14 protein-coding genes and 1 pseudogene are annotated in these 17,444 nt (G+C 63.5%); 7 read left to right on the top strand and 8 right to left on the bottom strand.

Annotation, left to right across the window (positions count from 1 at the left end):
- The first annotated feature begins 1 nt into the window (after nucleotide 1).
- Nucleotides 2-724, top strand: a complete 723-nt coding sequence (locus A5625_RS12460; protein ID WP_066993703.1) for a tetratricopeptide repeat protein — start codon at nucleotides 2-4, stop codon at nucleotides 722-724.
- An 18-nt stretch (nucleotides 725-742) separates the two neighbouring features.
- A complete protein-coding gene (locus tag A5625_RS12455; protein ID WP_066993701.1) occupies nucleotides 743-1,510 on the top strand; it encodes a mannan-binding family protein in 768 nt (255 codons plus the stop codon).
- Nucleotides 1,511-1,732: 222 nt separating this feature from the next.
- Here the strand turns inward: A5625_RS12455 and metH are convergent, their stop codons facing one another.
- Nucleotides 1,733-5,479: a methionine synthase gene (gene metH, locus A5625_RS12450; protein WP_066993698.1), complete on the bottom strand. Its 3,747-nt coding sequence runs from the start codon at nucleotides 5,477-5,479 to the stop codon at nucleotides 1,733-1,735.
- A gap of 472 nt (nucleotides 5,480-5,951) precedes the next feature.
- Between metH and A5625_RS12445 the strand changes: the two genes are divergently transcribed.
- Together A5625_RS12445 and A5625_RS12440 are read left to right on the top strand one after the other, a co-directional pair.
- The gene (locus tag A5625_RS12445; RefSeq protein ID WP_197516071.1) at nucleotides 5,952-6,845 is read left to right on the top strand and encodes a PAC2 family protein; all 894 of its coding nucleotides are present in this window, start codon (nucleotides 5,952-5,954) and stop codon (nucleotides 6,843-6,845) included.
- 165 nt (nucleotides 6,846-7,010) lie between these two features.
- Complete coding sequence (locus tag A5625_RS12440) at nucleotides 7,011-8,456, top strand: amino acid permease (protein ID WP_066993695.1); 1,446 nt, start codon at nucleotides 7,011-7,013, stop codon at nucleotides 8,454-8,456.
- Here A5625_RS12440 and A5625_RS12435 read toward each other — a convergent pair.
- Nucleotides 8,453-9,331: an SDR family oxidoreductase gene (locus tag A5625_RS12435; protein WP_066993692.1), complete on the bottom strand. Its 879-nt coding sequence runs from the start codon at nucleotides 9,329-9,331 to the stop codon at nucleotides 8,453-8,455. The genes A5625_RS12440 and A5625_RS12435 overlap by 4 nt on opposite strands.
- A gap of 492 nt (nucleotides 9,332-9,823) precedes the next feature.
- Between A5625_RS12435 and A5625_RS28345 the strand changes: the two genes are divergently transcribed.
- A complete protein-coding gene (locus A5625_RS28345; RefSeq protein ID WP_082984383.1) occupies nucleotides 9,824-10,231 on the top strand; it encodes a hypothetical protein in 408 nt (135 codons plus the stop codon).
- A 254-nt stretch (nucleotides 10,232-10,485) separates the two neighbouring features.
- Nucleotides 10,486-11,634 (top strand): N-methyl-L-tryptophan oxidase, encoded by a 1,149-nt coding sequence (gene solA, locus A5625_RS12430; RefSeq protein ID WP_066993689.1) that lies wholly within the window; start codon nucleotides 10,486-10,488, stop codon nucleotides 11,632-11,634.
- A 113-nt stretch (nucleotides 11,635-11,747) separates the two neighbouring features.
- Here the strand turns inward: solA and A5625_RS12425 are convergent, their stop codons facing one another.
- The 6 genes and pseudogenes from A5625_RS12425 to A5625_RS30115 all read right to left on the bottom strand — a co-directional run.
- Nucleotides 11,748-12,515, bottom strand: coding sequence for a siderophore-interacting protein (locus A5625_RS12425; protein WP_197516070.1), 768 nt, complete (start codon nucleotides 12,513-12,515; stop codon nucleotides 11,748-11,750).
- Between the two features lie 205 nt (nucleotides 12,516-12,720).
- Nucleotides 12,721-13,059: a hemophore-related protein gene (locus A5625_RS12420; RefSeq protein ID WP_066993684.1), complete on the bottom strand. Its 339-nt coding sequence runs from the start codon at nucleotides 13,057-13,059 to the stop codon at nucleotides 12,721-12,723.
- Between the two features lie 311 nt (nucleotides 13,060-13,370).
- Nucleotides 13,371-14,171: a GAP family protein gene (locus A5625_RS12415; RefSeq protein WP_066993680.1), complete on the bottom strand. Its 801-nt coding sequence runs from the start codon at nucleotides 14,169-14,171 to the stop codon at nucleotides 13,371-13,373.
- 35 nt (nucleotides 14,172-14,206) lie between these two features.
- A complete protein-coding gene (locus A5625_RS12410; protein ID WP_197516068.1) occupies nucleotides 14,207-15,457 on the bottom strand; it encodes a cytochrome P450 in 1,251 nt (416 codons plus the stop codon).
- Between the two features lie 45 nt (nucleotides 15,458-15,502).
- On the bottom strand, nucleotides 15,503-15,790 hold the full coding sequence (locus tag A5625_RS12405) for a beta-ketoacyl synthase N-terminal-like domain-containing protein (protein WP_082984385.1): 288 nt from the start codon (nucleotides 15,788-15,790) through the stop codon (nucleotides 15,503-15,505).
- A gap of 427 nt (nucleotides 15,791-16,217) precedes the next feature.
- Nucleotides 16,218-16,401, bottom strand: a pseudogene (locus A5625_RS30115) (MFS transporter); the annotation flags it as partial.
- A 2-nt stretch (nucleotides 16,402-16,403) separates the two neighbouring features.
- Here A5625_RS30115 and A5625_RS12400 point away from each other — a divergent pair.
- Nucleotides 16,404-17,192, top strand: coding sequence for a class I SAM-dependent methyltransferase (locus tag A5625_RS12400; protein WP_082984384.1), 789 nt, complete (start codon nucleotides 16,404-16,406; stop codon nucleotides 17,190-17,192).
- Nucleotides 17,193-17,444 lie beyond the last annotated feature (252 nt).

Below are 17,444 nucleotides of genomic sequence, written 5' to 3'. Positions count from 1 at the left end.
GATGATCGTGGGCGTGACTACCAAGAAGAACCGGAAACCCGACACGGACACCGACGTGGAATCGGGGGCCGAAACTCCGGCGGTTGCACGCGAAGACATCGACGACACACGTGCCGACGCACCCGAGGACACGGCCGACGAATCCGCCGAGGCGCCCGACGACTCGACTCCCGACGAGGGTGACGAGGACGAAGACGCCGGACTGCTCAAACGCAAGCGGCCCGATACCGGACGGCGTAAACGGCCCTGGCGCCAGTATCTGCGTCGCAGCGTGCTGCCGGTGTTAATCATTGCCGCGCTCGCTGTTTCGGGGTTCCTCGGCTGGCGGCAATGGCAGGACCATCAGCTGAAGCTGGCTGGTGAACAGGCCCAACAGGCGGCCATCGCCTACGCGCAGGTGCTGACGAGCATCGATTCGAACAAGGTCGACGACAACTTCAAGCAGGTGCTCGACGGCGCGACCGGTGAGTTCAAGGACATGTACACCCAGTCCAGCGTCAAACTGCGGCAGCTGTTGATCGACAACAAGGCGACTGCGCATGGCGTGGTGGTGGACTCGGCCATCCAGACCGAATCTATGGACAAGGTCGTCGTGCTGCTCTTCATCGACCAGACCGTCACCAACACGGCCGCCCCCGACCCGCGCATCGACCGCAGCAGGATCAAGATGACCATGGAGAAGGTCGACGGTCGCTGGCGGGCAAGCAAAGTCCAACTCCTCTGAGCCGAGCGGAGCCATCTGATGCTCAAGAGATTGTCAGCGGCGATCGTATTGGTCACGGCCGCAACGATTCCCAGCACCCCGGTCGCGCACGCGTCGGCGCCGTCATTTTGTGGCGAGCTCGGCGGCAACTGGGACGGTCAGTACTGCCACACCTCGGTGACCTCGGAACGCAACGCCGTGCGCGACATCAAGGTCGCGGTGCCCGACGATCTGATCGACAACCCGACCACTGGCCCGGTGATCCGGGACTACCTGCACACCCTGGTCAGCAACTGGAAGAACGCCAACGGCAGCATGGCCGCTGACAGCTACGGCGAGGAGAATTTCGAGGTCTTCCGGCACGGCAACCTGCTCAGCGCGGTGTTCCACGAGGACTATCACGCCGACGGGCCCAAGCCCAACAACGCCTACCGGACCTTCACCTTCGACATGGCAAGCGGTAGGCGGGTGCAGCTGGCGGATCTGACCACGTCGAATCCGCTGACCGCCATTCCCCCACTGGCGGCGCCGTTTATCGATACGGCGCTCAATCAGGCTCCACCACAACATGATCCGGGCACATACCCGTTTATCCTCGACCGTTGGACTCCCGACAAGGTCTACTCGGGCGCATATAAGGCGTGGGCGTTGACGCCCGACGAGTTGATCATCTACATGCCGGACTATCCGGTCGGCCACGACGAGCCGATCAACTTCTCCCCCGGCCTGCCGCAGTGGTTCATGGACGGCGGCACCGTCCAGGCGCACATTCCGCTATCCGCGCTGAGCCCGGTGATGCGCGTCTAAGAAAGGTCCCCGACTCACACGAGTCACAGCAGTCCCTGAGTCCGGCGACTGTCGATGTGCCCGCATCTGAGCGACAGCGCTGTCGGCGAAACCAGTTGTCGCTCAAAGGCGGCCAAAAGTGTGCACCTGCCGCGGCCGCGACTCTTGTGGCGGGTGGGACTCAGACACCGGCGGCTGAGACTCAGATACCGGCGGGCTGGATTCAGACACCAGCGTCCAGGCTCAGTCCTCGGGGTTGTAGGCGAGGTTCGGGGCCAGCCAGCGCTCGGCTTCTTTCAGGGTCCAGCCCTTGCGCTTCGCGTAGTCGGCGACCTGGTCCTGGGCCATCCGGCCGACCACGAAGTACTGGGACTGCGGGTGCGAGAAATACCAGCCGCTGACGGCGGCACCGGGCCACATCGCCATCGACTCGGTCAACTCGATACCGGTCCGCTCCTTGACGTCCATCAATTTCCAGAGCGTCGCCTTCTCGGTGTGCTCCGGGCAGGCCGGGTAGCCGGGTGCGGGGCGGATTCCCACGTACTTCTCGTCGATGAGTGCGTCGTTGTCCAACTGCTCGTCGGGCTGGAATCCCCAGAACTCCTTGCGGACCCGCTGGTGCATCCGTTCGGCGAACGCCTCGGCCAGCCGGTCGGCGATCGACTCCAGCAGGATCGCGCTGTAGTCGTCCAGGGCCGCCTTGAACTCGGCGATCTTCTCCTGGCTGCCGAGCCCCGCGGTGACGGCGAAAGCGCCGACGTAGTCGGCCAGGCCGGTGTCCTTGGGCGCGATGTAGTCGCCCAGCGACCGGTTCGGGATGCCCTGCCGGTGCTCGCCCTGCTGGCGCAGGTTATGCAACGTGGTCAGCACCTCGGTGCGGGTGTCGTCGGTGTAGACCTCGATGTCGTCGCCGACGGCGTTCGCGGGGAAGAAGCCGATGACCCCGTTGGCGGTCAGCCACTTCTCCTTGATCAGGGTGTCGAGCATCTGCTGGGCGTCGTCGTACAGCTTGCGGGCAGCCTCACCCGAGGAAGGGTTGTTGAGGATGTCGGGGAAGCGTCCCTTCATCTCCCACGCGTTGAAAAACGGTTGCCAATCGATGTACTCACGCAACTCGGCGAGGTCGTAGTCCAGGAATTCCCGCACTCCCACGCCGATGGCGGGCACCGGCGGGGTGTAGCCGTCCCATTCGATCGGTGTCCGGTTCGCGCGGGCCTTCTCCAGCGTCAGCAGCGGCCGGTCGTTCTTTTGCGAGTGCCGTTCGCGCAGCGCCGCGTAGTCCTTCTCGGTGGCCTCCAGCAGGCCGGGCCGCTGCTTGTCGTCGAGCAGCGCAGCAGCCACCGGCACCGAGCGGGACGCATCCTTGACCCAGACCACCGGACCGCTGCGACGCGGCGAAATCTTCACGGCGGTGTGCGCGCGGGACGTGGTCGCGCCACCGATCAGCAGCGGGATCTCCAGCCCCTCGCGTTCCATCTCGACGGCGAAGTTGGACATCTCGTCCAGCGACGGGGTGATCAGTCCCGACAGCCCAATGATGTCGGCCTCGTGCTCCTTGGCGGCGGCCAAGATCTTCTCGGCGGGCACCATCACACCGAGGTCGATCACTTCGAAGTTGTTGCACTGCAGGACAACCCCGACGATGTTCTTACCGATGTCGTGGACGTCGCCCTTCACGGTCGCCATCACGATCGTGCCGTTGGTGTCCTTCGCTGCTGCAGTGCCGTTCTGTTCTTTCTCCTTTTCGATGTACGGCAGCAGATACGCCACGGCCTTCTTCATCACCCGGGCCGACTTCACCACCTGCGGCAGAAACATCTTTCCGGAGCCGAAGAGGTCACCGACGACGTTCATGCCGTCCATCAGCGGACCCTCGATCACCTCGATCGGGCGACCGCCCGCCTCGGCGATCTCGGTGCGCAATTCCTCGGTGTCTTCGTCGACGTGCGCGTCGATCCCCTTGACCAGCGCGTGCGTGATCCGCTCGCGGACCGGCAGACTGCGCCACTCGGCCGCCTTGGGGTCCTCGGTCTTCGCGGAACTGTTGAACCGCTCGGCGATCTCGAGCAGCCGCTCGGCCGCATCCTCGCGACGGTTCAGGACCACATCCTCGATGCGGTCCCGCAGCTCGGGGTCGATCGAGTCGTAGGGCACCAAGGCGCCGGCGTTGACGATGCCCATGTCCAGGCCGGCCTTGATGGCGTGATACAGGAACACCGCGTGGATCGCCTCGCGGACCGGGTTGTTGCCCCGGAACGAGAACGACACGTTGGAGATGCCGCCGGAGATGTGCACCCCGGGGAGGTTCTCCTTGATCCAGGCGCAGGCCTCGATGAAGTCGATCCCGTAGGTCGCGTGCTCCTCGATACCGGTCGCCAGCGCGAAGCAGTTCGGGTCGAAGATGATGTCCTCGGGAGGAAAGCCGACCTGTTCGGTCAGGATCCGGTAGGCGCGTCCGCAGATCTCCTTGCGGCGCTCCAGGTTGTCGGCCTGACCCTGCTCGTCGAAGGCCATCACGACGACCGCGGCGCCGTACTTGCGGCACAGCCGGGCCTCGCGGATGAACTTCTCCTCGCCCTCCTTCATGGAGATCGAGTTGACGATCGGCTTGCCCTGCACGTTCTTCAGGCCCGCCTCGATGACCTCCCACTTGGAGGAGTCGATCATCACCGGGACGCGGCTAATGTCGGGCTCGGCCGCGATCAGCTTGGTGAACCGGTCCATCGCGGCGACGCCGTCGATCATGCCCTCGTCCATGTTGATGTCGATGACCTGCGCGCCGACCTCGACCTGCTGCAGGGCGACCGACAGCGCGGTGTCGTAGTCCTCGGCCTTGATCAGGTTGCGGAACCGGGCGGAGCCGGTGATGTTGGTGCGCTCACCGATGTTCACGAACAGGGACTCATCGTTGATGTTGAGCGGCTCCAGGCCCGACAGCCGGGTGGCCACCTCGATCTGGGGCAGCTCACGCGGTGCTTTGCCCTCGACGACCTTGGCGATCTCGGCGATGTGCGGCGGCGCGGTTCCGCAGCAACCGCCGACCAGGTTGACCAGGCCGGCCTCGGCGAAGTCGGCGATGTAGCCGGCTTGCCGCTCCGGGGTCTCGTCGTACTCGCCGAAGGCGTTGGGCAGGCCGGCGTTCGGGTAGCAGGAGACAAAAGTGTCCGCGATCCGCGACACCTCGGCGATGTAGGGCCGCATCTCCGGTGCGCCCAAGGCGCAGTTCAGGCCCACCGCGATCGGCCGCGCGTGCCGGATCGAGTTCCAGAATGCCTCGGTGACCTGACCGGACAGCGTCCGCCCGGACGCGTCGGTGATGGTGCCCGAGATGATCAACGGCCAGCGGCGTCCGCGCTCCTCGAACAGCGTCTCGACGGCGAACACCGCCGCCTTGGCGTTCAGCGAGTCGAAGATCGTCTCGATGATGATCAGGTCGGCACCGCCGTCGACCAGGCCGTTCGCGGCTTCGAGGTAGGCGGCGACCAGCTGGTCGTAGGAGACGTTTCGGGCCCCGGGGTCGTTGACGTCGGGCGAGATCGACGCGGTCCGCGTCGTCGGGCCGATGGCGCCGGCCACGTAGCGGGGCTTCTCCGGGGTGCTGTACTCGTCGGCGGCCTTGCGGGCCAGGGCGGCGCCGGCGTAGTTCAACTCGTAGGCCAGGTCCGCCATGTCGTAGTCGGAGAGCGAGATCGCGTTCGCGTTGAAGGTGTTGGTTTCCAGGATGTCGGCACCCGCGTCGAGGTACTCGCGGTGGATCCCGGTGATGATCTGTGGCTGCGTCAGGTTGAGCAGGTCGTTGTTCCCCTGCAGAGCGGTCGGCCACTCGGTGAACCGGTCGCCCCGGTAGCCGGCCTCGTCCGGCCGGTCGCGCTGGATCGCCGTGCCCATCGCGCCGTCGATCACCATGATCCGCTGGCGCAGAGCCGCAGTCAGTTCATCTGTGCAGTCAGGGCGGATGTTCGGCTCGAAGTGTGACTCAGAGGCGCTCACGCACGTTCCTTCCGTAGTGGAAGGCGTCCTTGACTCTGCCGAGCGTGGCGGATACCGGTAAGCACCGGAAAACCGTTGCAACGCCTCTCGACCAGAAAAGTCTACGTCGTCACCCGACGTCTGGACGCCCAGCTCGACCCGACCTGCGTGGCGCTCGCGATTGCCCTAAAGCACCAGCTCACGGATCTTGTCGGCGATGTGGTAGTTACCCATGTTAACAAGTTTGCCGCTACGCGTATTTCGTCTCGACCGCGACGACGCCGGTAGTTGAATTCATCGAACACGAGCGCCGGGGGCCGCCAACAGACACAAGAATAGTCCTTCTATGCAAAGGCCCGGATGAAACGCCCGCCGGCCGACAAGCCACGTCCGGCACGCCCCGAAGATCGGAGCCCGATCCAATTGGCCGACTCCCTCATCGGACCGCGCACGGTCCGCATCGCTGGCGGGCCGAAGGCCGTAGGCTAATTCTGTGACCCCGCCCGACGGCCCTCCCTTTGGCGAAGCCGCATTGCCCGAACTGCACCACACCGTCGTCGTGGCTGCGTTCGAGGGGTGGAACGACGCCGGCGACGCGGCCAGCGATGCGCTCGAACACCTCGAGGCCATCTGGGAAGCCGATCCGATTTTGGAGATCGACGACGAGGCATATTACGACTACCAGGTGAATCGTCCGGTGATCCGGCAGGTCGACGGCGTGACCCGCGAACTGGTGTGGCCGGCGATGCGGATCTCGCACTGCCGGCCGCCCGGCAGCGACCGCGATGTCGTGTTGATGCATGGGGTGGAACCCAACATGCGGTGGCGCACGTTCTGCGCGGAGTTGGTGGCAATCGCCGACAAGCTCAATGTGGACACCGTGGTGATCCTCGGTGCCCTGCTGGCCGACACCCCTCACACCCGGCCGGTTCCGGTTTCGGGCGCGGCCTACTCCCCCGAATCGGCGAAACGCTTCGGCCTCGAGGAAAGCCGGTACGAGGGGCCGACCGGCATCGCCGGAGTGTTTCAGGACTCCTGTGTGGCCGCCGGGATCCCGGCGGTGACGTTCTGGGCGGCGGTACCGCACTACGTCTCGCAGCCACCGAACCCGAAGGCGACGGTGGCCCTGTTGCGCCGCGTCGAAGACGTGCTCGACATCGAGGTGCCGCTGGCAGACCTGCCGACGGACGCCGAGGAATGGGAGCAGGCAGTCACCGAGATGACCGCCGAGGACGAGGACCTCGCCGAGTACGTGTTGTCGCTGGAGCAGCGCGGCGACGCCGAGGTCGACATGAACGACGCCCTGGGCAAGATCGACGGCGATGCGCTGGCCGCGGAGTTCGAGCGTTACCTGCGCCGCCGTCGCCCCGGCTTCGGCCGTTCGTAGCGGGTCGCCACCACCAGCGACCCTCACCTGGTGGTCGATCTCGAATTTGCCCTCCACTCACCGAATACGGAAGCATCGCTGCACAACCCGCCGAGTGGGTACCTCCCGTCTGTAAACCCAGCACTGGCGCCCGGAATTGGGCAACGATCAAGATTGGACGTTTTCATGGCCGCGTTGCCGGAGGATGGCAACCCAGATACGGCAGTCGGTGACTTCGGCGAGGACGCCGGGTACCGCAAGGGACTCAAGCCCCGGCAGGTGCAGATGATCGGTATCGGCGGCGCGATCGGTTCCGGGCTGTTCCTGGGGGCGGGGGGCCGGCTGGCCAAGGCGGGACCCGGGATATTCCTGATCTACGCCATATGCGGATTGTTCGTCTTCCTGATCCTGCGAGCGCTGGGCGAGTTGGTTCTGCATCGCCCGTCGTCGGGCTCGTTTGTGTCCTATGCGCGCGAATTCTTCGGCGAGAAGGCCGCCTACGCCATCGGCTGGATGTATTTTTTCGGCTGGTCGATGACCGCCATCGTCGACACCACCGCGATCGCCACCTATCTGCGGCGGTGGACGACCTTCGAATCGATCCCACAGTGGGTCTTGGCATTGATCGCCCTCGCGGTCGTGTTGTCGATGAACCTGATCTCGGTGCAGTGGTTCGGTGAGCTGGAATTCTGGGCTGCGCTGGTCAAGGTGTTCGCGCTGGTCGCTTTCCTGGTCGTCGGGCTCATCTTCCTCGCGGGGCGCTATCGCATCGACGGCCACAGCACCGGACTGAGTCTGTGGACCAACCACGGCGGGCTCTTTCCGTCCGGCGTCGTCGCAGTACTGCTGACCACCTCGGGTGTGGTATTCGCTTATGCCGCTGTCGAATTGGTGGGCACGGCTGCCGGGGAGACCGCCGAACCGGAAAAGGTCATGCCGCGCGCAATCAACTCGGTGATCGCTCGCATCGCGATCTTCTACGTCGGATCCGTTGCGCTACTGGCGTTGCTGCTGCCGTACACCTCCTACCAGGCCACCGAAAGCCCGTTCGTCACCTTCTTTTCCAAGATCGGCTTTCACGCCGCCGGTGACCTGATGAATGTGGTGGTGCTCACCGCCGCACTGTCCAGCCTGAATGCAGGACTGTATTCGACCGGCCGCATCATGCACTCGATGGCTTCCAGTGGCAGCGCCCCACGGTTCGCGACCCGGATGTCCAAGAACGGGGTGCCCTACGTCGGTATCTCGATGGCGGCCATCATCTGCCTGTTCGGCATTGCCCTCAATGCCTTCAATCCCAGCGAGGCCTTCGAGATCGTGCTCAACATCGTGGCGCCGGGCATCATCGCGTGCTGGGCGACCATCGTGCTGTGTCAGCTGCGCGCCTACCGGCTGTCCAAGGCGGGGCTGGTGCAACGGCCGCAGTTTCGCATGCCGTGGGCACCCTATTCGGGGTATCTCACCCTCCTTTTCCTAGCCGGCGTTCTGGTCATGATGGCCTTCGACAGGCAGACCGGTACCTGGACCATCGCAACGGTGGTCGTGATGGCCCCGGCGCTGAGCGCCGGATGGTTTCTGGTGCGCAACCGGGTATCGGCCGTCGCATCCGAAGGCGCGGCCGACATCGGTTAGGAGGCGCCGAGGTCGCGGTTATAGGCGCTGGTGGAGCGGCCCAGCGCGGCAACTTGCGCGTCCAGTTGGGGCAACAGCTCGGCAGTGGATTTGTGCAAGGGCATCTCGCCCGCCGTGCTGGACAGCACCGGCTTGACCCAGCGGAACAGCGCCACCCAGCGCGGGCAGTAGACGCGGGTGCGCCGGGCCTCGATGCCCTTGACGAAAGCGGCCGCGCATTTGTCAACGTTCGTCGTTTTGTTCAGCGGCCACGGGAAGCTGGCGAGCAATTGGTTGAACGCCGGCAGGTCGGACTGAGTGTCACGGACCAGGGCGGTGTTGACCCAGGACATGTGGGCCGAACCGACCTTGACACCTCGGTGAGCCACCTCCAGCCGCACCGCGTTGGCCAGCAGCTCGACGCCGGCCTTTGAGGCGTTGTAGGGAGCCAATCCGGGGCAGGCGGCGTAAGCCGCCAGCGACGACACGATCAGCACGTAGCCGCGGCGTTCGATCAATGCGGGCAAAGTGGCGCGCACGGTGTGAAAGACGCCGAGCACGTTGATGTCGAGCACCCGTTTGAATGCGTCGGGATCGACCTGTAGCACTGACCCGTAACTGGCGATGCCGGCGTTGGCCACCACCACATCGATGCCGCCGAATCGCTCGACGGCCCGGGCGGCGGCGGCCTGCATCGCGGACAGATCGCGCACATCTGCCGCAACCGTCAGCACCCGCTCTTCGCCGAGTTCGGCGGCAAGAGCTTTCAGGTCTGCTTCGTTGAGGTCGGTCAGAACGAGCTTGGCACCCTTGGCGGACAGCCGGCGAGCGGTCTCGGCTCCGATCCCGCGGGCGCCGCCGGTGATGAAAACGACCTTGTCGTGCAGCGATGTCATGGCCGCCAACGTACTCTACAACTCGGTTGCGTTTTGATCTCGGTGGGGATGCGTTTCCGCAATTACTTTCTGCCCTGGTAAGCCCATCCGGTGTCTCACTCGGGCTCGGCGCAGCGGCGTGGCGGAAGGGCCGCGAATCCGCCAAAAGCGTTGGGCGCCATAATGAGTGAACTGACTAGCCAACTAGGTGACAGACCCTGGTGGGGCCACGGCGATCGTCTTGAGGTTGCCCAATTGTCCTCATACGGGGCACCCATCGGCGGGGTAAAACACCACGACGACGGGCGATTACGCGCATCGGACACGCGGCATCGAACTCCAACCCGCGGAACGCAAGACACTGCAAGGGCAGTTTCCTGATTTTTTACTCACCACTACCCCAACTGGGCGTTCGCACTACTCTACTTAGCCGTACCTTGCATAAGAGGGGTTTAAGCAATCATAAGGTCCGGGCATGACATGTAGTCCAGCATGTTGTCGGGGGGCCGATGGATGACAACCGACAGTACCCTCCCAACGCCGATCGGCGATTCCACTGGCGCGGAAGACGATAGTCAGCTCGGCTATCAGGAACTGGACACCGCGGCCCGCGCCATAGCGTCCAATATGCAGCGGCAGGCCGAGGCGGGCGAACGGATCTCGGCCAGAGCCATCGGAATCCACCGGAGCACCACGGAGGGTCAGCCGATTTCGGCCCCCGATGCCATTTCCCAAAGTGGAGCAGCGCTAGCCAAAAAACCAATCCCACCAGACCGTTCGGTGTGGAACTTTGTGATGTGCACCAGCTTGGGTGGTGTCGACACCTACCTCTGGCACCGCCAGGGCAGCAATGAGTTCTGTTGGCGTCCAGTTGGAACACGTTGGGGCGCAGAGGAATCACCGACAGACGAACCTCAATAATCGGCTTGGCTTCTAGCGCCTACTCCTCGCAGCTAAACGGACCGGAGGTCCATGAGCATCGGGCGTCGGACGCGGCACGCCGAAAATAAACGCCAAAGGACACCTTTTGCCGACCTCAGAACGGGCCCTTTGACCGCCATGTCCGATAGGAAATGGCCTGCGGCCGCCCGCCGCAGGGGGCACACTAAAGGGCGGTGAGGAGCACCGTTATGACCAGCACTATCGGTGTGGCCTCCAGCCGGAGGTAACTCAACATGGTCGGCACGACAAAGGGTTACGACGTCGTCGTGGTGGGATTGGGTGGCATGGGAAGTGCCGCCGCCTATCATTTGGCGGCCCGAGGACTCCGGGTGCTCGGCCTGGAGCGGCATTGGGCCGCGCACAACAAGGGATCCAGCCACGGTGGATCCCGGATCATCCGCCAGGCGTATTTCGAGGACTCCGGTTATGTTCCACTGTTGCTGCGCGCCTACGAGCTGTGGGAGAAGCTGGCTGCCGATTCTCAGCACGACCTTTACCGACTCACTGGGGGCCTTTTCATCGGGCCACCGGACTGCCAGATCGTTTCCGGTAGCCTGCGGGCCAGCCGCCAATGGGATCTGCCGCATGAATTGTTCGACGCTGCCGAGATCACCGCTAGGTTCCCGAACTTCACTCCCGGCCCTGAAGATTGCGCGCTCTACGACGCGAAAGCCGGGTTCGTGCGACCAGAGCTGGCGGTGCACGCACATCTTGAAGCGGCCGAAAAAGCCGGCGCGACACTGCAATTTGGTGAGTCCGTGCTGGATTGGAGCCAGAGCGCCGCCGGCATGCGGGTCGTTACCGGTCGCGGGTCATACGCCGCTGGGCAGTTGGTGATCTGCCCGGGCGCCTGGGCCCCGCAAGTGCTGGGTGAGTTCGGTGTTCCCATCACGGTGGAACGTCAGGTGATGTACTGGCTGGACCCGATCGGCGGTATTGGCACGTTCGAGGGTCACCCCGTCTTCATCCACGAGAACGCCTCAGGCATACACGTATACGGTCTACCGGCAATTGACGGACCGCGGGGCGGTGTGAAAGTTGGCTATGCCCGCAACGGGATCGCCTGTACGCCGGAGACCATCGACCGAACAGTGCACGAGCGGGAAATTACCGAGATCAGGGCGCGGGTCGCTGAGGTATTACCGGCGCTGGCGGGCAACTGCCTGCACGCGACAACGTGCATGTACTCCAATACACCTGACCGGCACTTCGTGATCGGGCGCCACCCGCAATGCCCCGACGTCATCATGGCGTGCGGATTCTCCGGGCACGGCTTTAAATTCGTTCCGGTGGTCGGCGAGATCCTTGCCAACCTGGCCATCGATGGGGCGACCGACCACCCCATCGCGTTGTTCGACCCGCAGCGGTCGCTGAGCGCGTGACCGCGTATCCCTGCCTCCCTAGGGGCCGTCTGGAGAGGTGTCGCGCAGAACGGCGGCCGCCTCGCGCTGGCCTGTTTCTGCTTGTCCTACATGGATTTGAAGAAAGATAGCGTCTATTCCATGCCGGTGCGGCCAGGAGTCCAAAAGGGTTTGGTGCGTATCTGGCGTCGGTCCCAGCCGCGCTCGGTGATCAATATTTTGCGTAAGGTCTGGATGGTGCGGGCCTCACCGGCGAGGTAGGCGATGCCGGGATAGTCAGGCAGCGAGAGGCTGCGCAGGGCCTCGGCCAGCACGGCAGAGCTCGCCGCCCGAGCGTCACCGCGCTCGACCCGGGTCAGGGGTGTGGCCAGGGGAAGCTGGTCGGCGCGGGTCGCGGCCTCGATCACTCCGTATACCTCGGCGGTTGGGTGCATGGATCGAAGCATCGCGGCGAACGCGACCGACGCGGTTTCTTCGCCGGCGAACACGTGGTAGGGCGCATCATGGCGTATGACGAAATTGCCCTGGGGCCGGGTGATTTGGGCTTGATCTCCAATGGAGGTGGACGTCGCCCAAAGTCTGGCGGGCGTTGCGTCATTCGGGTCACCGTCGTGGTCGAACATCACGATGTCGAGTGCGCCGAGGTCGGGGTCGGCGTCGTAGATGGAATACGTGCGCAGCACGGGGTATGCATGCATCCTTGACCAGGATTCACGCAGACTCTCCACCTTCAGCCGGACCTGCTGACCTGGCGTCCAGGTCAGTCCCTGCAGGCGCGGGCCGCTGAACCGGATGCGGAGCATCCTCGGTGTCAGGTCTTCGATCTCGCTGACGGTCGCAGAGAGGAAGACCGCATCACGGAGCGTGCTGATGAGCGGGAAAGCGCCGATGAGGGTAGCCACGAAGAACTCCAAAGGCTAGCGGTTTTCGAAGGTGGATGCCGGCTGGGCAGCGTGGCACAGCCCTTGTACTAGAACATTTTTCGATTCAGGTCAGGACAAGTCGCAGGATGAGACGAGCGGCGCGTGTCGAGCAGCGCGCAGAATCACCGCGTGCTGGAGTCCGATATGGGTATGGCCGAAACCAAGAAAGCGGTGCCCGATCTGCTCAGTAGTTGTTGCAGGTGTTGAAGACCTGCTGGACAAGTCCAAACTGCTCGTCGGCCCCTGGCGAGTTGGCCAGCATCTGGGCCATCTGCTGGCGCCTGCCGGGCGGCGCGGCGAGGAACTGACGCAGAAAGGAGACGCTCTCTGGCGAAGAGTTGAAACGTTGCGCGGCTTGGGGATCTGCCGCCTGCAGCGCCGACATCACCTGCCCGTAGTTGCAGGTCGTGTTGACGAACGGACTTAGATCCCGATCGGCGGACGCGACCCCGGCCCCAGCGCTCAACGACAATGCCAGCCCGCAGGCTCCGACAGCCAATTTAGTCAACGATAACGTGGTCATTTTTTTGGTACCTCCAGCTAAATCTCGGACGGCGACAACATCAAGCCGGCCAACCGTCTTTGTGAACGCTAGCAGCCATGCGAGCGGTTTTGGTGGCTTCCGTGATACGGCAAGCAAGCAAATATCGTCCGGCCCGCACATCGCGTGTGATTGCGAGTCGGCGCACGACGGATCCGGATCCACCGGGCGGGCCGTACGGGCAGCCGACGACATGGTGTGCGACGGCGCGGTAAGCGCTGAGCGCTGGGTGGCCGGCGAACGTGAATTACACAGCGACAAAGTAATTCCCATCGAATTGAAACCGCCGAGGCTCAGATGATGCCCATGCCGTGGGCCGTCAGCGAAACCCCCATCACTGCGACCACGGCTACCAAGATCTTCCGCTGGTGAGCCCTCCCCCAGTCATGCAGCCGTTGCACTAACGCTTGGGTTGTTCCTGGCGTGACCAGATAGCTGGCGAGGATGACCTCCTCCACCGCAAGCGTTACGACGACGAACGCGATGGCGGCGATGACCTGTGTGCCCGTCGCGGCTCCCGCGGCCAGGATGATGGCGAGTACAAGCAAAAGCACTTCGAGTGACGGCGCCATTGCGACGCCGATCACCAATGTGACCCATAGGGATCCGTTCGCCCACGCATCGCGGATACGGCCAAGGGGCCGCCGGGTTGCAGATCCGCCCTCGGTCGCCCCATCCGGCGCACCGCCCAGCAGCCGCGAGATCGCGGTCGGTGGATTCGGATCCGGCTCGAGCGTCGCCGTATCGCCGCCCGCTGCCAACACGGGCGCCCGCTCACGCACCGAGAAGCGCACTGCCATCAGCGCGGCGATCGATAGCGCGAGCACTCCTATGCCGATTTCAATGTTCCCCATGACGGAGTGCGCGACTGTGCCCGGGGTGGTCAGATCTTTCGTAAAAGCAGCAAACGCCGGTGTGACGTGCAGTACGGCCAGCGGAATCAGCAGGTAGACAACGCTCGCCGTCAAGCACCCAAGCCAGTAGACGAGCAGGTTTGGCACCGGGCGTGGCCGCGACACCACGAGAAGGATGATGCCGATACGCACCGGATTGAGCGTTATCAAAAGCGCTAACCCAAGCAATGGACCCCACATAGCAGCTCAATCTGTCGGTCTTGGCAATGAACGGCTCACTGAACCGGAGTGAATTCGAGGTGTAATTCCTTGAGGCGTCTGAACAGAAGAGTGCTGTCCCATTTGAGCCGACGAGCGCCTGCCGGGCCGTGTTTGGCCTCGGAAAGCCGAATGTCGGCCATCCGGTTGAGGATTCGCTCCAAGCTCACCCGCACTTCGGCGCGCGCAATCGGGGCGCCAGGGCAAGTGTGAACACCACGGCCGAATGCCATGTGGTGGAATATGTTTGGGCGGTCGAGGCGGAATTCGTTGGGCTCGTCGAACCGTCGTGGGTCGCGGTTTGCCGCACCATTCATCACCAGTACGCTGGTACCGGCTTGCACATCGACGTCGCCGATTTTGGTGGTGCGCCGCGCCAGACGGAAATTCGATTTGATCGGGCTTTCGATACGCAGCATCTCCTCGATAAAGGCTGGGATTTTTGAGTTGTCTTCTCGTAGCTGCTGTTGCAAGTCCGGTCTTTCCGCCAACGTGAGCATCGAAAGGCTTAGCAGGTCGATCGTCGTGCCGTGGCCGGCCGCGAACATGAAGGTGGCAACGCGGGCAACATCAATCGCGTCGGGTGTCGTGCCGTCGGGAAACTTTGCCAGCGCGAGCTCGGTGAGGACGTCGTCGCGCGGATTGCGCCGCCGTTCCTCGATGTACTCGACGAACCACTCCTCTTTCACGCCAACGAAACCGCTACGGTCCCCTTCGAGCCTGCTGGCTCTCGCAGCGCGACGGAATCGCTCACGATCGGCCTCGGGCACGTCGAGCAGGTCGGTAATCGCGTCGAGCGTAAATGGAAAATTGTAGTCGATGACGATCTCGCACTTGCCATTCGCGATGAAGGTGTTGAGCTGCTCGTCAGCGAGACGCCACAGGAAGTCCTCATTGTTTTTAAGTTGCTTCGGCGTAAACAAACGGCTCAACAGCGAACGGTGCGCGGTGTGTTTCGGAGGATCAAACGTAATGAAATAGTCGCCAAATGTAACCGTCTGGCGGTGCCGTTCGATCAGATCCGTAATGTCATCGCTGTCGGTTTTGGTCGGAATCCCCGACCATGGTCCGCTGACGATATTGCATACCGAGAAAGTGTGGTCGGCGTCGCGTTGCACCGCGAGGGCCTCGTCGTATCCCGACACCATCACCACGCCGTGCGCCGGCTCACGCCATGCCGGGCAACGACGGATCGCGTCGTAATAGTCGTAGGGGTCATCGACGAGCGACTTCTCGGTGAAGAAGTCGAGTTTTTCGGGTCCGCTCACTTTGCCTCCCTCGCGCCGCGATACGCGGTTGTCAGATCCCATGGTTTAAACCCTCTCGGGCTGAGCGGCGTTCGCGGACGCCAGCTTTAGCATTTCTGACCCGCGAATGGCGCCAATGGTGGCGATGTCGGCGCTGTCACGCCTGCCACCGGCGTCCCATCGGTCAAACGGAGTCGCGGTGGCCAGGTCATCGCCGCGCAGCAACGCTTCCCACAACTGATCCGGCGAGTCGATGCCGGCAGGAAGTCGGCATGCCATACCGATACCGGCGACTGGAGTGACAGGTGTGGCGCCGACCGAGGAGCGAAGAAACCGTCGAAGCGAGCGCTGCATACCGGCGTCGCCGAACGGATTGATACTCACCAGTCCTCCAATTTCGCTTTGACATGGGCGAACAGTTCAGTGCACTAGGTATTTCTGGCCAGCGGCTCTCGGGCTTAGCCCTGCAACCGTCCCGACCGATTGCATGATCCAGAGCGTGGTGGGTTTCAATCCTGTTGTCCGGCTTATGAAGCCGATAGCGTAGTCAGGACCCGCACATAGAGTAGTAGGCGACAGCAAACAGAGTGGTGGCTCCGGTAGCGACAGGGAGATACTCAACCGGCAATGAGGGCACAAGCGCGGATTGCAGTCTGCAACAGCGTTTTTCGTCGTGGACGTTAGCTTCGGCTGTTACCCAGGGATGCGGCCTGCGGGAGACAGTCAGGAGGGCGTTCCGCCGCGCTTGGCGAAGACGCTGCAGAGGTGGAGCCTTCCCCGTCCGGCCGGCGACCAGCCACCCCGATGGCGCCGTGATGCCGAACGGGACAAAAGCGACGCCAGTGCGCAGCGGGCTGTACTCCACGATGGTCTGCACATAGGCCGACCAGCACGGTCAGGGTTAAAAACACCCCACTGGCAACGAACATGACCGCGAAGGTGGCCAGCCGGTTGCGGTCGAAGAATGATGGCCTACATGGGCAGAGTGACAAGCGACATTGCGAGCATGCCCCGGGGCGGGCCAGATGCCTCCTGGCTGGACCGGCGGTTGCGGACCAACCGGCTGCAATATCTCGACCGTGACGATGTCGACGATCTGAAGCGCAACGTCATTCACGCACTCGATCGCAGACAAAGCCGACGGTTTTTCGGTGCATACGGAAGCTTCGCTCGGATGGCGCTTGATGAGGTGTCCGATATCCCCTCGCCGAAGATCCTCGAACTTGGCGCCGGCCTCGGCGGGCTGTCGCGCAAGCTGCTGGAGTATCACCCCACCGCCCAGGTGACGGTCACCGACATCGAGCCCATGTTCGTGGCCGAGATCGCCGCCAGCGACCTCGGCCGCCACCCACGCGCCACGGTGCGGGAAATGGACGCCACCGCGATCGACGTCCAGGACGGGTACTACGACCTTGCGGTGTTTGCGCTGTCGTTGAGTGGCCTGCCGCCTGCACTGGCCGCCCGAGTGTTCGCTGAGGGGACCCGGGCAGCGAGCAAGTTGTTAATCATCGACGTCCGCAGGCCGCCGGCACCTGTCCACCTGGTCGCGTTGGCGGCGGCGTTACCGTTGACTCGGCTGGACCTGCTGGCACACGATGCGTTCGTCACCTCGTTACGCGCCTATAGCCCGTCGGCGTTGCGCTCGCTCGCCTGGTATGCCGACCCGGCGATTTCCGTCGAGTGCCTGCGCATCCGACGATTTGGCACGATGGCGGCGGTTGCCAGTCACGCCCGGCAAACTTGCAAATCGGCGTAGGGATCGCGAACCATGACCCCGTTGAACTTGCATAGGTCGCGGTGGTGGCTCCAGATGGTCGCGGTGCCCGCCTGCTGAGCTGCGCCTGGCATAGCAGAGGGCGCCTATCAACGCCAGGTTTTCGGGTAGCCTTCGTGTGGTTCGATACAACCTCGCAGCACGATCGCGGCCAGTGAGCCGCCGTTTATACCGAGAATCAAAATACGTGAAATCATAAAGCCGCAGTCCTGTTAAAGGGTTGACTGGAAAGGG

This window comes from Mycobacterium sp. 1465703.0 (genome assembly GCF_001672975.1).
GTDB lineage: Bacteria > Actinomycetota > Actinomycetes > Mycobacteriales > Mycobacteriaceae > Mycobacterium.
Note: the sequence above shows the minus strand (reverse complement) of the source record. Positions and strands in the feature narration are given on the sequence as shown.

Bases quoted from the DNA above. Each gene is read 5' to 3' on its own strand.
- solA (WP_066993689.1), top strand. From the start codon at position 10,486: ATGGTCGGCACGACAAAGGGTTACGACGTCGTCGTGGTGGGATTGGGT.
- A5625_RS12455 (WP_066993701.1), top strand. From the start codon at position 743: ATGCTCAAGAGATTGTCAGCGGCGATCGTATTGGTCACGGCCGCAACG.
- A5625_RS12460 (WP_066993703.1), top strand. From the start codon at position 2: ATGATCGTGGGCGTGACTACCAAGAAGAACCGGAAACCCGACACGGAC.
- A5625_RS28345 (WP_082984383.1), top strand. From the start codon at position 9,824: ATGACAACCGACAGTACCCTCCCAACGCCGATCGGCGATTCCACTGGC.
- A5625_RS12435 (WP_066993692.1), bottom strand. From the start codon at position 9,331: ATGACATCGCTGCACGACAAGGTCGTTTTCATCACCGGCGGCGCCCGC.
- A5625_RS12400 (WP_082984384.1), top strand. From the start codon at position 16,404: ATGGCCTACATGGGCAGAGTGACAAGCGACATTGCGAGCATGCCCCGG.
- A5625_RS12415 (WP_066993680.1), bottom strand. From the start codon at position 14,171: ATGTGGGGTCCATTGCTTGGGTTAGCGCTTTTGATAACGCTCAATCCG.
- A5625_RS12440 (WP_066993695.1), top strand. From the start codon at position 7,011: ATGGCCGCGTTGCCGGAGGATGGCAACCCAGATACGGCAGTCGGTGAC.
- A5625_RS12420 (WP_066993684.1), bottom strand. From the start codon at position 13,059: ATGACCACGTTATCGTTGACTAAATTGGCTGTCGGAGCCTGCGGGCTG.
- A5625_RS12405 (WP_082984385.1), bottom strand. From the start codon at position 15,790: ATGCAGCGCTCGCTTCGACGGTTTCTTCGCTCCTCGGTCGGCGCCACA.